The 15,671-nt window shown below is 61.4% G+C and carries 10 protein-coding genes and 1 pseudogene; 5 read left to right on the forward strand and 6 right to left on the reverse strand.

The features are described 5' to 3' along the window. Positions 1-41: 41 nt before the first annotated feature. A complete protein-coding gene (locus AC1DKD_RS12265; RefSeq protein ID WP_441629509.1) occupies positions 42-1,172 on the reverse strand; it encodes a formylglycine-generating enzyme family protein in 1,131 nt (376 codons plus the stop codon). Between the two features lie 326 nt (positions 1,173-1,498). Here AC1DKD_RS12265 and AC1DKD_RS12270 point away from each other — a divergent pair, with 326 nt between their 5' ends. After that, on the forward strand, positions 1,499-2,575 hold the full coding sequence (locus tag AC1DKD_RS12270) for a 3-ketosteroid-9-alpha-monooxygenase, oxygenase component (protein WP_441629508.1): 1,077 nt from the start codon (positions 1,499-1,501) through the stop codon (positions 2,573-2,575). Positions 2,576-2,869: 294 nt separating this feature from the next. On the opposite strand, the gene AC1DKD_RS12275 is transcribed toward AC1DKD_RS12270, so the two are convergent. Beyond that, on the reverse strand, positions 2,870-4,498 hold the full coding sequence (locus tag AC1DKD_RS12275) for a hypothetical protein (RefSeq protein ID WP_477143321.1): 1,629 nt from the start codon (positions 4,496-4,498) through the stop codon (positions 2,870-2,872). Between the two features lie 815 nt (positions 4,499-5,313). Continuing rightward, a complete protein-coding gene (locus AC1DKD_RS12280) occupies positions 5,314-7,050 on the reverse strand; it encodes an FAD-binding protein (RefSeq protein WP_477143322.1) in 1,737 nt (578 codons plus the stop codon). A 274-nt stretch (positions 7,051-7,324) separates the two neighbouring features. On the opposite strand from AC1DKD_RS12280, the gene AC1DKD_RS12285 reads away from it, so the two are divergent. The 4 genes from AC1DKD_RS12285 (at position 7,325) to AC1DKD_RS12300 (ending at position 11,885) form a co-directional block, all read left to right on the forward strand. Next, positions 7,325-7,927 carry a TetR/AcrR family transcriptional regulator gene (locus AC1DKD_RS12285; protein WP_441629505.1) on the forward strand — a complete coding sequence of 201 codons (603 nt, stop codon included), beginning with the start codon at positions 7,325-7,327 and terminating at the stop codon, positions 7,925-7,927. A gap of 152 nt (positions 7,928-8,079) precedes the next feature. Next, on the forward strand, positions 8,080-10,209 hold the full coding sequence (locus AC1DKD_RS12290) for an oxidoreductase (RefSeq protein WP_441629504.1): 2,130 nt from the start codon (positions 8,080-8,082) through the stop codon (positions 10,207-10,209). A gap of 289 nt (positions 10,210-10,498) precedes the next feature. After that, on the forward strand, positions 10,499-10,744 hold the full coding sequence (locus AC1DKD_RS12295) for a hypothetical protein (protein WP_441629503.1): 246 nt from the start codon (positions 10,499-10,501) through the stop codon (positions 10,742-10,744). A 346-nt stretch (positions 10,745-11,090) separates the two neighbouring features. Next, positions 11,091-11,885 carry an SDR family oxidoreductase gene (locus AC1DKD_RS12300; RefSeq protein WP_441629502.1) on the forward strand — a complete coding sequence of 265 codons (795 nt, stop codon included), beginning with the start codon at positions 11,091-11,093 and terminating at the stop codon, positions 11,883-11,885. Positions 11,886-12,020: 135 nt separating this feature from the next. Here AC1DKD_RS12300 and AC1DKD_RS12305 read toward each other — a convergent pair whose 3' ends face one another. The 3 genes and pseudogenes from AC1DKD_RS12305 to AC1DKD_RS12315 form a co-directional block, all read right to left on the reverse strand. Further along, entirely contained in the window at positions 12,021-13,439 is a 1,419-nt protein-coding gene (locus AC1DKD_RS12305; protein WP_441629501.1) for a long-chain-fatty-acid--protein ligase, read from the reverse strand. 24 nt (positions 13,440-13,463) lie between these two features. Continuing rightward, positions 13,464-14,933 carry an acyl-CoA reductase gene (locus tag AC1DKD_RS12310; RefSeq protein ID WP_477143323.1) on the reverse strand — a complete coding sequence of 490 codons (1,470 nt, stop codon included), beginning with the start codon at positions 14,931-14,933 and terminating at the stop codon, positions 13,464-13,466. Between the two features lie 245 nt (positions 14,934-15,178). Further along, positions 15,179-15,671, reverse strand: a pseudogene (locus AC1DKD_RS12315) (arylsulfatase); the annotation flags it as partial.

A 15,671-nucleotide genomic window follows, 5' to 3' on the forward strand; every position in this document is an offset into this window, starting at 1 on the left:
TTCGCCCGGCTTCTCGACGCCATGCCCGGACCGACGCGCTGTCAGTCGGTACTTGATTTCCTGGCAAGCCAGTCCTGTTGGGTCATGATCGTGCGGAAGCCCAGATGCGACATGGCGCTGAACGGGTCCGACCCTCTCCTTGCGCTGACCCGGTAGCTGGTGCAATAAGTCTCGCTGCACAAAAAAGAGCCGCCCCGTATGACTCGCTTGGGGGCGTCGACGGGTGCCCCTGCATCGTCGGGGTCATATGAGTCGACGGGGCCTTGGGGGTCGGAGGCCTGTCCTTTGCGGGCCGCGATGGCGAACGCGTCGGAGCGATACCAGTCAGCCGTCCATTGCCAGACATTGCCGGCCATATCGTAGATGCCATAGCCGTTCGGCGCGAAATTGCCAACCGGCAATGTGCCGACCTGGATCTTTTCGTTGCGGCTGACGACCGGAAATTGACGCGCCCGGTCGTCCCACGTATTGGCCATCTTCTTGCCGTTGGGAGTGAGTTCGTCTCCCCAGGCGTAGTCCGCTTGTTCGAGGCCGCCGCGCGCGGCGAATTCCCACTGCACTTCGGTCGGCAGGCGCTTTCCAGCCCAACGGGCGTAGTTCAGCGCGTCAACGTACGACACCTGCACCACAGGATGATTCTCCCTATCGGCCAGATTGCTATGGGGGCCGAGCGGATGCTGCCAATTCGCCCCAGGCACATACCTCCACCAGCGCGACCAATCGCCCAGGTCGACGGGTTCGCTCGTGCCGACAAATACCATGCTGCCGGGGACAAGCGTCCCGGGATCGGGCTCTGGCGTGCCGGGCGGCAGTTGCGGGCGTATGTCTTCCCACTTTGGTTTCTGCTCAGCTGTCGTGACGTACCGAGTGGCTTCGGTGAAGCGTCTGAAATCGGCGTTTGTCACATCGAAACTGTCCATCCAGAACCCGCTGACTTGCACGCGGTGGGCCGGTCCTTCGCTGGGAAGGGCCCGCTTGGATGAACTGCCCATCAAGAATGTCCCCCCAGGGACCCAGACCATGCCTTTGGGACCTGTCACCCCATCGCCGATCACGGGCTCCTTGAACTGGCCTGTCTTGGAAGAACCCCTGAGGTATTTCGCGCTCAGCAGTCCAGCCGCGCCGGCAACTCCGGTTGCCAGTAATCCCGAGATAAGCGCTCGGCGTTTCATGGTATTTCCTAATCCTTTTTTGTCGCAGCGTCCCGCGGTCTGTCTGGGCGTGCGATGAATTTACTGGGTTGATTCCTGGCCTGGCTCATCGATGTCGTCCACGTTGGGGCGATAGAGGAGGAGCCGCCGATTATCCGATGATCGCGATGATACAACTGCCTGGCATCGTCTTCCCGGACTACCGAAGCATTTATGTGTGCCATCTCCGGGCCCGCTTTGATCGGCTACGCCCACCGCGTGCGTCTTTCGCTGTCTAGTCTGAAGAGACGATGAGGCACGGCCCTGGGCTATGTACTGTGGAACGTGCTAAATCAAAAGGAGGGGACATGCCTGCAACTGGCTACAAAATTGAATCCCGGCCGCTGGAATCGCGGTATGCGCGCGGCTGGCATTGCCTCGGGCCGGCCGCGGATTACCGCGACGGGAAGCCGCACACACTGAACATCTTCGGCCGCCGCCTTGCCGCCTTTGCCGATTCCGCCGGCACCATTCGCATCATTGATAGCTATTGTCCGCATATGGGCGCGGACCTTAGTACCGGTACCGTGCAAGGCGACCAGTTGGTGTGCCCCTTCCATGGTTGGCAGTGGGGTGGCGATGGCGCTTGCAAGTCGATCCCTTACTGCAAGCGAGTGCCGCCGAAGGCGCGCATCGGCAGCTGGGATACATGCGAGCAGAACAATCTGCTCTTCATCTGGCACGATCCCCAGGGCAACGCACCTCCACCCGAGGTGGCGATCCCGCGCATCGAGGCATGCTACTCGGAGCAATGGTCCGCGTGGGCAATCGACAAGATGGTGATTCAAACGAATTGCCGGGAATTGGTCGACAACATCTCCGATATGGCTCACTTCGATACCGTGCACGGTGCGCCGATCGACTACTTCGCCAATCTGTTCGAGGGCCACAAGGCCACGCAAGTGCTGGTCGGCCGCAGCGCCCGACTCTCCGCCGGAGATTGCCTGACCGCGCTATCCACCTATTTCGGCCCGGCGTACCACATTACGGAAATGCGTGGCCAGATGGACGGTCAGCCGATCCATTCGATTCTGCTCAACTGCCATGTGCCCATCGACATGAACAGTTTCGAACTGCGCTATGGCGTATTGGTAAAGAAGGTTCCCGGCCTTTCCGACGAGCAGAATGAGGCGATTGCGCAAGCCTATGTGGAACAGGCGCGCAATGCCTTTTACGAGGATGTGGTGATCTGGGATTCCAAGATCCGCACCGACAATCCGCTTTTATGCGAGGGAGATGGGCCCATCTACCAGATGCGKGACTGGTATAGCCAGTTCTATGTAGACGCGGAGGAGGTACGGCCAGCCAGTGTCGGGCGCAAGGTGATCGAGATGAACATAGCGGGAATTGATGCGCCAAAGCTGCATCATGTATTTGAGGGGTAGGAAGAAGGGAGTGCTGCCGCCTCCGGTCCGGAGGCGGCAGCAGAGTTCTTGACGCCGGGCGTCGCACAGAGGCATGTTGCGTACGCCGATGACTTAAGATGCCGTTTCTAACCTTTCAGAAGGTACTGTCACGCTGCGGCGCATCGGCCGCAGGCGACATCCGAGCGCAGGCAGGTCAGCACTACAGTCGCTGCGAGCCTATGAAGGCCTCTCTCGGGATTCTCCTTTGCAGCGACTGGTGTGGAGCGGCGCACGACTCTATGCAGAGTCTTTGGCGCCGCGCTCACGTTGCCGCTACTTCCCGTCTCCGACGTTCACCCGCTTCGTGGAGAAGATGCCGCCGATCAGCAGATCCCCATCCTCGAGCAATGCGGTAATGCCGCCCCAGGCGTTCCATTTGCGGCTGTCGTCCGGGAACGGCCAGCGGGCCTTGATGGCGCCGGTATCCCAGTCAAGGCCTACATACTCGTAGTTGCCGTTTTCCTTGTTGGCGAGGTAGATCATGTTGCTCTTGGCGGAAATGACAGGGACCATCACATCCGTATTGTCGATTTCCTTGTTGACCCAGGCCTTCTCGAATGACTTCGTCCGAGTGTTCCAGTTGAACTTGGCTACCCCACGCGGGGCGGGCCGGGTCAGGCCGGGCGTTATCGCGTTGCCCCATATATCTGGCGCGGGCTTCGGGTAGGAGTTATTCAGCAGGGCGACGCCATAGCCCAGCACCTCCGGCGACGGCTCGACCGTGGCCTTGGATATTTCCAGTGGAATCTGATCAGCGATGCGTGCGGACTTGGTGCCCGGCTTCTGCTTGAATCCGGGCGGAATCCGGTCGCGCCAGAAGGCCACGAGGTTGGCTCCCTTTTCATCACCGTCGGCAATCACAACCAGCTTGTCGGGGTCGTTGCCGAAGCCCATCAGCGTCGGCGTGGTGCCGGATCCGCCAGAAGTCGTCAGAGCGCCGGCAGCGACGGCCTGCGCCCTGCTCATGGTGTTGTAGTCGGACTGCCAGCCACCATCGGCTTCATCATAGGACAGCTTGTTGCCAGTCCAGACGATCTTCAGCATGCGCTTGGAGGTGACCACATAGATGCCGCTATTCTCGTCGATGCAGATGCTGTTTTCGATCGCCTCGCCCGGCAGCAGCATCGTGCTCTTGAGATTGAGGTCGCGGTCCAGCAGGAGCACTGCGCCATGCGCCGCGGCAACGACATCGCCAGCATAGGTCATGCCCATGCCGATGATGGCAGATTTGCGCATGTCCTCAGGCAATGCCTCCGAGAAGTCCCGGAATTTGACGACGCGCAGTGGCTTCTTCGGATCATTGTCGTCGGTGGACTTGAGGATCTTCAGGCCACCAAAGGCCGCATAGTGAACGCCATCCTTGTCAATCATGTTGTAGGCGCCGTTGGCCAGCGACTGGCGCTTGAAGCCCAGTTCCTCCATCTTCCCCGACAGTGCCAGCAGCTTGGCGTCATCATTCGCGCGCCGAGCGGCATCGACTTCCTCCAGTGCCGCCCGGATCTTCTCGCGATTGGCATTCGTGGCCAGTTTCTCCATTCCAGGGTAGGGCAGGAGTGAGACCAGGTCATAGGCCTCACCGGTCGCGTCGATCTTGCTGATGCCCTCGACGCCGGCAGCGAAGATGATCGTCTTGTCGCCGATCTTCTTCACTGTGGGATTCGAGGTAAAGACGGTTGGAACGGACTTCACATCATCTGTCGACAGCCTGCGGCCCTTGGTTGGGCCGGCATGCGGGACGGAATCGGTCGCGGCCGGATTGTCGTGCGAAATGGGATAGACGCTGTCGGTCAGCCAGGGGTTGCGGYCCGGGAAGGTGGCGTTCTCTTGCTGGGCGGCTTGCGCGCACGTAAGGCTTGCTGTCGCAAGCGCGACCGCGGTCGACGCGAAGAGCAATGCTCTCATTGGGTAACTCCGTGGATAAGTATGGCTGTGATTGTGAGGTGAGGCTGACGAATTGAGGTTGTTCGGCGGAGCCATTCAATCGGCGGAATGCACGATGCGCTCACGCGGGCGTGCCGCCCGGCGGCTTGCTGTGGCCAACAACGCTAATGTGAAGGTGGCGGGGACATCTGGGCGCAGCATCTTGCCGGCATTGCGGCACGGATCTGACCAGGCCCGTCGGCATGGAACGTACACTATGGGACGCTGCGGCGATTCAGGAGGGCAACCGCGGCAACCCCAATGCTCTGCCGGCAGGTGTCGTCGCAAGACGCCTGCATGATAGCCGCGCCATTGGTTTCTGTGCCGGCCAGGTGTCCGTCGTGTCTGATCGCGCTCTCCGGATCAAAGCCAGGCCGGGCAGACGGCAGGCCCTCAGCAAACGCAAGACCCAGGGCCACGGCCGCACCGGCCCCAAACAGACTACCCGCCCGCAACCATGCTCTCATCGCTGTCTCCTCTTGCTACTGCCCACCACGGGCAGATGCCGATTCCTGTTGTACCGTTAGGGCCGGTCTCTTGATCGAAGCATATTTGTGGAATCTGGCGTCAGCATCGTCCAATCGGACTACACACATATGTGCGTCATAGGTGGCTTTGAGGAGGCTCTGCAAAGCCGTTCAGCCAACCGCGGCTCGGAAGTGTTTTTTTGTGGCAGCAAGAGGAGGGTTAGCCCGGATTGCGTATAGATCCCGCGGGGGTAAACGTTCCAGCTTCCCTCTGGTCGTTAAGCTCTGGGCAACGTCGGACTTCACGGTTTCCAGCCCGTCTCAATCTGCTTATGGGCGGGGATTGCCTCCGCCGATTTTCTCTGCCGCGATCTGATTCGCGGCGATGTAGCCAAAGGTCATCGCCGGCCCGATAGTCGAACCTGGTCCGGGATAGGTTTTTCCCATGACCGCGGCCGAGGTATTCCCGATCGCATAGCATCCCTCGATTACGCTGCCATCGGGACGGAGGACGCGGGCGCAGGCGTCAGTGCTCAATCCGCCCTTGGTGCCGATCTCGCCGGGATCGATCCGCAGCGCGTAGAAAGGGGCGCGGTCGATTGGGCCCAGGCACGGGTTCGGCTTGGAGGAGATGTCGCCATAGTAGCGGTCGAAGATATTGCTTCCCTTGCCGAATTCGAGGTCGGTACCATCTGACGCATAGGCGTTCATTTGCGCGACAGTCGTGGCAAGGCCGCGTGGATCGACGCCGATTTTTGTGGCCAGTTCGGCCAGCGTTCCGGCGCGATAGATGACATGGTCCAGCCAGCCATGCGGAATCCGGGAGTCAGGCTGTATGCTGCCGGGAAGCAGCACGCCGCACGGATAGCGTTTTCTATACTCTGYATCGAACACGAGCCATGCCGGCACATTCGCATTTGTTTGCGCGTGGTCGGCATACATGGCGTGGATGATGTCCGGGTACGGCGCTGCTTCGTTGACGAAGCGTCGACCGAGCCGATTGACCAGCACGCATCGCGGCAATGAGCGCTCCACGAAAAGCCCGCGTTGTTTTTCCTCCCCGGGAACCCGTACCGTCGGCACACCCCATGTGTATCCCATCAGCGAAACGTTCGCGCCGAGCTTGAGACCAGCCCGAATTCCATCTCCGGTATTGATGGGCGGGGCGGCTGTCCATTCGGCTTGCGTGGGCTTCGGCAGGTATTGGTCGCGCATTTCCTGGCTGGATTCGAAGCCTCCGCAGGCGAGCACCACCGCGCATCGCGCGCGTACGTTGTACTCGCGTCCCCGTCGCTCCACCGCCACGCCGGTCACGCGGGCATCGTGCGCGTGGAGCGTGCGCATCGGGGTGTCGAGCCACAGCGGTATGGACCGATGCGCGAGTGCCGCGCGCAGGCTCGCGACCAGGGCGTTGCCAAGCGTGAGCCGGCGGTCCCGGTGCGTTCGACAGCGCCAGCGCAAATCCGTTGCGTACCGGAACGCGAGGCGTGCCAACAGGCCGAGCCAGCCGGACTCCTTCGCTACGATGGTGTGGGCTTCGATCTGCGTCAGCGAAATGCGCCCGCCGACCAGGGTGGCGGGCGATGGGGCGCGGAGTTCGTCAAATGCATCGCCGAGCCGGCGCGCGTCGAATGCCGCTGGCTCCATGGTGCGGTAACCCGGTTTTCCTCCCGTGCGGTCCGGATAGTAGTCGGGATAGCGGGGCACCGCGTGGAAATGCGTCTGCGCCTGCGTGGCGAGATATTGGACCATCTCCGGCCCGTTTTTGAGATAGGCATTGATTCTGTTCAGATCGAAATCTTCCCCTATGACATCCCGGAGATACGCCACCGCTTCCTCATAGGAGTCGTTGCCGCCTAGAGATTGGATCTGACCATTGCAAGGGATCCAGATTCCGCCGCCGGAAATAGCCGTCGTGCCCCCATAGTGCGGGCTTTTCTCGACGAGGAGCACGGTCAAGCCGAGATCGTATGCGCGCAGCGCGGCCGTCATCGCGCCTGCCCCGGAACCGACGACGACCACGTCGTACGATGTATTCCAATTCACGGCCGGATTGCTGTTGTTCATTGGCTTGCCTCCAACGTTAAGTGTTTTCCAGGCGACCTGTACCAGTCAGTGGTTAGGCGGGCCGAAGTACGCCGGTTCAGAGGTCAACAAGTTGCCCGTTTCCGAGCGCGGCAAAGCGCATCGGGTGCGGCCACTATGGCACATAAATACATAAATGAGTCAAAACAATGGCACAAAAAATATTCTTTGTGCAATACTGGGTGAAGGCGCCACGGCAATGCCGGGATCACACTGCGATCAAGAGCGCATCACTCCGCAAGAGGCAAGGTTCCGAATGAATAGACAACTTCGCTGGGGAGACGCCAGCCGAATAGACAGTCCCGAGCAAGGGCGCGTCCTGATTCTGAGGTCCACGCTCGACTGCATGGCCGAGATGGGTATCGAGGGTTTCACCGTGGATGATGTGGCCAAGCGCGCCAACATTTCACGCAGAACCCTTTACCGCTACTACAGCACCCGGAATGATCTGATCCAAGCCGCGATTGACGCGGAAAACGGCGTCTTTTTCGAGGAGATGCAGCGTAGCTTGTCGGGCTACGAGGGGGATTTCGAGGGGTATCTCGAAGAGTGCGTGTGTTTCGCCGTGAAGTACCGGCAACGCCTCGCCGGGCTTCGTCAGGACTACCTGGCCAGAAGCGTTACGGCGGAGGTGTTTCCCTACATCCTCGAGAACATCAAGCCCATGTGGCACAAGGTGCTGGCTGACCGCTACCGCGATTACGTAGAGAAGTCAGGCGCGACGCCCGCTTCGCTGGACGACATCATTGCGCTGGCTAGCCGCATCGGGCTTGCCTATAGCCTGGTTCCTGCGGACGAGGGTGCGATTCGCCGGCAGATGCGGATTCTCCGTGGCGTCCGGCATGGCACGTCTGCGTGATCTTGCGTGGCATTCCGCCGCGCATGACAGATCCGCATATGAACGAATGACACTCCCCAAAATCGGATGATCGATGCGGAGAGACAAATGACACGCCTTGCGCCGCCGTGCCGCCGGCATTTCTATCAAGACGCAATCACAGGAGCCAGTCAATGAGCCGCACATCGTATCGCCACCTGCTTGCACCCGGCCGAATCGGCACGATGACACTACGCAACCGCATCGTCGTCACCGCGATGGGTGCGAGCCTTGCGGAGCCAGATGGCCAATGCGGTGAGCGCATCGTCCGCTATCACGAATCGCAGGCCAAAGGGGGGGCGGGCCTGATCATCACCGGCGTTGCCGGCGTGGCTTGGCCGACCGGTGCCAATCAGGTGAACCAGATCGCCATTTCGGACGATCGCTTTCTTCCCGGCCTGACCGCGCTGACCGAAGCCGTCCACGCGCACGGCGCAAAGATCGCCGCGCAACTTCACCATGGAGGATTGGTCGGCGTGGAGGATATGCTTGCGGGGCGGCCGGTGTGGGCGCCCTCCCTGCCTGAACCTCCCACTGGCGATTTCACCGAGGCGTTCTTGCTCGAAGAGTTGGCCGAGGCGCCGTTCGGCCGCATCACCGGCGTGACGATTCAGGTCATGACGAAGGCCGACATCGACACGCTGATCGCGCAATTTGCCGCGGCTGCGAGCCGGGCGCGGCGGGCCGGCTTTGACGGCGTCGAGATCCATGGCGGGCACGGCTATCTCCTGTCGTCGTTCGTCTCGCCCACGACGAACCGGCGTACCGATGAATATGGAGGCCCGCTGGAAAATCGCGTCCGTCTCCTGGTCGAGGTGATTCGGGCCGTGCGTACGGCGGTTGGTCCCGATTTTCCTGTGTGGTGCAAACTCGACTCGCGCGAGGAAGGCATTCCGGGCGGCATCACGATTGACGAGGCGGTGCGCACCGCGCAGATCGTCGAGGAGGAGGGGGCCAACGCGATCACCGTGAGCGCCTATCATGACGCGGGCAAGCCAAAGTTGCATTCGGCATCGCATACCCCGCATGAGCCCGGGCTCAATCTTCCGTTTGCGGCGCGGATCAAGGCCGCGGTCAGCATTCCGATCATCGCATCGGGCCGGATCGAGCCCGCGCTCGGCGACGAAAGGATTGCCGATGGCTCGATCGATTTCGTCTCAATGGGGAGGAAGTTGCTAGCCGACCCGTATCTGCCGCGAAAGCTCACCGAAGGGCGGCCCAATGACGTGCTGCCCTGCATCTATTGCTACACATGCATTAGCGCAATCTACGTTGGCAAGCCGCTGCGCTGCGCGGTCAACCCCGAAATCGGTTTCGAGTATTTGCATCGTCAATTACCGAAGAGTGGCAAGCGAGTCGTGGTTATCGGCGGAGGCCCCGGTGGCATGGAGTCGGCGCGCCGGCTACGGGCGGACGGGCATCAAGTAACGTTGCTGGAGCAGGCCAACCAACTGGGCGGCACGCTGCGCATTGCCGCGCTCGCCTATGAGGCCAACGAGCCACTGCTCGACTGGCTCAGGCACCAGGTTGAATCGTCACAAATCGACGTGCGCCTGCGCACACGAGCGACGCCCGAGCTGCTGCGCACGCTATCCCCGGACGTCGTTGTCGTTGCAACCGGCGCGGTGCGCGGATTGCCGCCGATACCAGGAAACGACCTGCCGCACGTCATGAGCGGGGACGACATGCGCCGCCTGATGCTCGGTGAAGGCTCACAGGAACTGGCGCGCAAGGTCGGGTGGGCGACACGCATGGCATCAAAAATCGGTGCGGCGAGCGGCCTGACCTCGAATCTCGATTTCGTTCGCCAGGCGACCCGGCAATGGATGCCGTTGGGCAAGCACGTCGTGATCATCGGTGGCGAACTGGTCGGTCTCGAACTGGCCGAGTTCCTGTCCGAGCGCGGACGATTGGTGACAGTCGTCGATGAGGCGCCGCGGTTCGGCGCGGGACTGACGATAGTCCGCCGGATGCGGCTGCTTGCGGAGCTTAAGGAGCACGGCCTTGGTCTCTTTCCGGGGGCCTCGGACATCCGGATCGAACCTGACAGGGTTTGCTTCACCGACCAGGCAGGCAATGCGCAGGCGGTCGATGCGAATAGCGTCATCGTGGCCAAAGGTGCGGCAGGTGACTTGACGCTTGCCAGGCAGTTGGAGACCGAAGGCTTTAAGGTCCATGAAGTTGGCGATTGCACCGGCATCGGCTATATCGAAGGTGCTATGCGCGGTGCGGCGAGAGCGGCGAAGGAAATCTCGCAAATATGACTCCCCGCCTCAGGGAGGTGCCCCGGCCGGGCGCGGTTTCCCGGCGACCAGCCAGTGGATCGGCCGGTCGCCGGCGTTGCCGCCCTTGAATGCTGGATGCTGATTTACCGAGACGGACCCGACGCACCCACCGGTCGGCGACGCTGAGGGGCTTACCACCCTCCCGCACGGAGGTCCATCATGAATATCGCCATTCGCGGGATTCCCCTTAGTCCGCTCAGACGAAGCGGCTTGCCGGACCGGTGACTAACATCCAGTCAGAAGCCAAAAAAACGGTCGGGAGACAGCGATGAAGCGGACTCGGTGGTTGTGGGCGACGGGACTGGTCGCCGCGGGTGTGGTGGCCGGAGTGTTGCTGACCCTGGCAACGGGCGCCGCCACCGCGCTTGCCGGCCACGGTGGCGACGACGATGCCGGCACCGGCATCGTCGTTTCCGCCAACGCGGCGCGAGAGTGGCCTGTCTGCGACGATGATTGCCTGCGTAGCCGCGGCGCGGCGGTGCTGATGGAGCTCAGCCAGCGGCCGTTACGCTGACGCCGTCTGGTTTGTCTCGATTCTCTCCTTTCCGCCTTCGCCTTTTTCTTTGGTTCATCCGACTTTCGTGTGGGTCGATTCATTGCTGGGCTAATTCCAGCACTGCCGTAGCTCCCCCTCACCCGCGCATGGCGGGTGAGGTTGGGGGAGTGGGCAGGCCTGCGCAAGAGTGAGGCGCATCGCGTTGAGCGAGCGCTCGCCATCTCCCCGGGCTTGCTCTCCCATTTCATGGGAGAGGGGAGCAACCCAGCGTTTTACTTCTGGCCACTCGCACCCACATGCAGTACCCACGCGAACGTCCGAAGCCCTTCTTCTTTTTCCTCTTTTCACACACAGAACGAACACCATGACTACTACYATCATCACCGGCTCGGCCTCCGGCATGGGCGCGGCCGTACGCCGGCGCCTGCTGGCCGACGGCGAAAGGGTCATCGGCATCGACCTGCGCGATGCCGAGATCCACGCCGACCTCTCCACCCGGCACGGCCGGGAGGCCGCTATCGATGGCGCGCTGTCGCAGTCCGGCGGCAGGATCGACAAGCTGATCTGTTGCGCTGGTTTGGGCCCGCATGTCGATCCTGCGACGCTGGTTGCTTCGGTCAACTACTTCGGCGTGGTAACCCTGCTGGACGGCTTGTTCGAGGCATTGCGGCAAGGCAAGGCGCCGTGCGCCGTGGTGGTGTCGTCCAATTCGGCCACGCTGCAGTCCTGGGCAGGCAGCCCGCTGCGCGACGCCTACCTGGCGGGCGATGAGGACGGCGTGCACGCCCTGGTGCGCGCGGCGCAGGAGGCGGGTGGTGAGCAGGCCGCCCAGGCGGGCTATCTGGCGTATGCAAGCGCGAAGAACGCCGTCGCGGCAGCGGCACGGCAACGTGCCGCCAGCTGGGGGCGGGCCGGGGTGCGCCTGAATGTGGTGGCGCCCGGCGCGGTGGAAACGCCTATGCTGCAGGCTGGCCTGCGGGATCCGCGCTATGGCGATGCCATCCGCGACTTTCTGCCTCCCCTTGGGCGGCGCGCGCAGCCCGATGAGGTAGCCGCGCTGATCGCGTTCCTGTGCCGCCCCGAGGCAGCATATCTGCACGGCAATGTCGTTTTCATCGACGGTGGCGTCGACGCTGCGCAAAGGCCGCTGGCGTTCTGATCCGCACGGTCGCGCCGGGCCGGCATCCAAATTGTGGGGGGCGGCCCGGCCGGATTTCGGAAAAGTCAGTCGAGTTGGCGGGTGGCACAGCTTATCCGCGGCGTGATGACGGCGCACTCGGCAAGCCGAAGTCAATCATCGCACTGCAGACAACAAAAATTCCACCGCCTTGTCATGGGCCTCCGGCGCGCCGGCACAATTTATCTTGTCATCCCCGCCTTGCTTTTCACTGTAGCGCTGAATGGTAGCGTGCAGGTAGGGCCCGCTGCGCCCGCATTCGCAAGGGGCATCCCAGCCGCTCAAGGTAACTTCGTCGCCGGTGATCAAGCCTCCCCAGTAGGAATCGGGCAGCAGATCCACAAAGGCGAATCGGCCCGTGTGAGTACCTTCTCGCGGAAACGGATGGCCGTTCTCGGGGTCGAGGACAAAAGGTACCAACACCGGTGGCACATGAAAGTGCCCTTGGCTGCAGCGAGGAAGGCTTACCATCAGCTCGCTCATGCCGTAGAACTCGAATACCCGGTCGAAGCCCAGAAATTCGAATATTCTCTCGCGATAGTTGTCCGCCAGCGCGCGCCCTTTGTTGCCGCCGCCACTCATCAGCACGCTGCCGGCGCCAAAGGCGTTGCGCGTACCATTGGCCAGAGCTTCCTCGGCCCATTCGTACAGGATTGGCCATACCGCGAACAGGCAAATATCCTGCTTCCCGAATCGCTGGACTGCCGTTTCCAGGAACCGCTTCATCTGTTCCGGGCGCTGCCGTTCCCGTGCGGCGAACTCCTCACGGCGGGACAGCAGCGCTGGCGATATCTCCAGCGTACCCTGTTCGCCCCGCGCTTCGGCGGCACGCAAGCGACCTGCCAGGGAGGCGATATCAGCACTGAAATAATCATCCGGATAGAGAAACAGCGCATTCTCATCGCCTCCAGCCCACCGCCTGACCATCTCTTCCACGCCCCGGTACGTTGCGCCGGCGCCGAAGCGGTAGCCCGGTTGCACCATTGGCATTCGTGCGCGCAGCAGGTCTGGCCCGCTGCCGGCGCCGTGCCAGTCACGCACGCAGTGCGCGGTGAGCGTATTCGATATTGCCCACTCTCTCGCAGTGCGCGGCATGAACGATAGCTTGCCGCTCGTGCCAAACGTATGCAGTATCCGCAATTCGCTGGCGTCATCAAGCCGTTTCACCCATGCATCAATGGTATTGATGTCTTGGGTATCCAGTTTGCTGAGATCCTGTCTTGTCAATCCGTTCAGCCAACGCGTCAGGCGATCGAACTGACCCCGCTCCAGTAGCGACAGCGGGTAGGATTTGTAGGTTGTGTGGGGAAAGAGCAGGGGCACTACATCATTCAACCGTTCGATCTTCTCTATGCCCTGTTCGTCCGCCAGCCTTCTGAGCACTGGTATCTCATCGCGCATGGTGTCAAACCTCCGCTGCACGCCACGCAGGTGAACCTGTTCGAGTTGTTCTCGCGACAGGCGAAATCCTTCGTCGTAGCGAGCGTTGACATAGCTCGATGCGTCATCGAGTAACTGTTCATGGATACGGGACATCGAACTGCTCCTTGAAGATCACGATCAATGCGACGCGCCTGCGGCCAGCGCTTCCAGGGCGTTGCCATCCGAGGTTTGCTCCACAATCCACTTGCACATCCGCCGTACCGGCTCGATGCCGTCCTGTGGAATTGCCGCATCCTCGAAAAGCGCCGCGGCGCCGAGCGAAACGAGACGTTGTCCACCTTGGTACGCGAGCCGGTCGCGCAGGCTATCCTTAAGCGATTCCGGGTAGAGGCCGATCGTCTGGGTATAGGCGCTGACGGACATCACTGCGGTATCCATGGAATCGATCGGCACGATATTGGCGACCCGGCAGGCGAGCTGCCGGGCGAAATCCACAGGGGTGTCGTTTTGCGAAACAAGGATTGCGCCCTCATTGGATCTACCCCCGTACACCCGGTATTCGTCACCGGCAAGCCGCAGCCCGTCGATTTCATCCTTGAGCTCGCGACTGAAGGATTTGTGAGGTGTACTMAATGTGGTCGGCAGCTTCTGCAAGGCATCGAAGGTCAGCTTGCCCAATTGATTGGCATGTTCAAGACCGGCCTCGTCAGTGCCGCACGCCACATAGACAACCCTCGCGTTTACGCAGCCTTCCTGGTTCATCACGCCGATGTCGAGTGCGAGCCTGCGTGCGACCGAGCGCATGGTATCTGCATCTGCAAAGGCTTCCGGGCCAATGATGGTGGCGCTGTGTTTCGGGTCAAGGGTGATCAGATCCAAGCCTGGCTGCAAGTATTGGGTGATGTGCCGGATGCTGGCGAAGCCACCCCAGGCGACGACCTTTTCCACCAGGCGCGGGTCATAGATATGTCTTTCGATGGACTCGTCGCCACCTTTCCAATACACCACGCTCAGGTGCCTTGTCAGAGGGTGGTCAGGGTCCAGTTCGAGCATGGTGCGGGCGATGGCTGTAGCGGTAAGCGGGTCGTTCGAGGGCGTCTTGATGATGGCATCCGAGCGTGTAAAGGCGTTGCGGATAACCGTACCAACGCCCACCATCGGCACATTTCCTGCAATGACATGGACGCAGCGAGCACCGAAGGCGCGAATGCGGCTGGGTTTTCCCGTATGCACACGGGAGGGCTGCTCGACCCATTTTTCAAGATAGTCAATGCCTACCAGGCGTTCCGCCGTTTCGCGCACAACGGCGGGCGAGAACATCTCCGGTATTGCCTCATAGAGATGCCGCAGAATGGAATCGGAAATTCCCGATGTCTGGCAGGAGAGATCGTAGGCGGCCTGCAGGTGAGGGTTTTCCGAAAGGACCAGTTTCTTTCCCACTTGCGCCAGGAAGTCCACGATATCGTCGAAGGTCAACGCATAGAGGTCCGCCATCTTCGATGGCGCGTTTAGTGTGAGCCTGTCCAGATAATTCTTTAGATTCGGCGTGGAGAATGCGATATTTCCGCCGCGCCCGCCAAATTCCAGTGTGCAGTTGTCAATCAGTTCACCGCGGATAATGAATGGTATCTGTAGTGGGGATCGCATGGGCAACTCTCCTGCCGTCGAGGCATTAGGAAGAAAGGAGAATAACTACTGGTATAGCGGGTGGGGCAATGCGGACGCTCGTGGGGCGCAAGACGCTGCCTCGACAATGGCTTGCGCGTCGTTGCGTGGTTCGCCTCCGCCATTGCCCGTCCAGGAGGGCAGGCGTCTTCGCATGCGTCCACGGAACGGTGGCGGGCCTCGCCTTACCCATGACGGGGTCGGCGAGACCGGGGTGGCGGGGATGCTCAGCGCAGACGGATATCCACTCGCTCGATGACGCCGCTAAACGGATAACCCGCGGTGTAATGTCCGGCCGGTGAGCCGGTATCCATGCCAACGTCAAAGGTCTCGTCAGCGGAGAAGAAGCCTGGCGTGGTGACCGGCAGATGGCCACTGCCTATCGCCTTGCCGTTCACCTGAAGCGTGCCGGTGCCGCCCTTGGCATAACCTGTTCCCTCGTAGGCGAAGTCAAACTGCAACACGTTCCTGCCCGGTTGTAGCGGCTTGCTGCCCGTAATCTCCATGCGCGCCGCATTGAACACTTTCTGCACGTAGACCGGCTTGCCCTCATCGTCAAGGTAAAGGGACCAGCCCGCGGTAGTGCCACCCATGGTGGCAATGACACCATGGGCGCCGCCCTTGGGAATATCCACCGTAGCCACGATGCTGTACGAGCGGTTCTTGATCGCTGGCGCTTCAGCCTCGGGGATGGCCACCGCTCCCGCGAAGTAGCTGAAC

The organism is Cupriavidus sp. 05T313 (genome assembly GCF_056396665.1).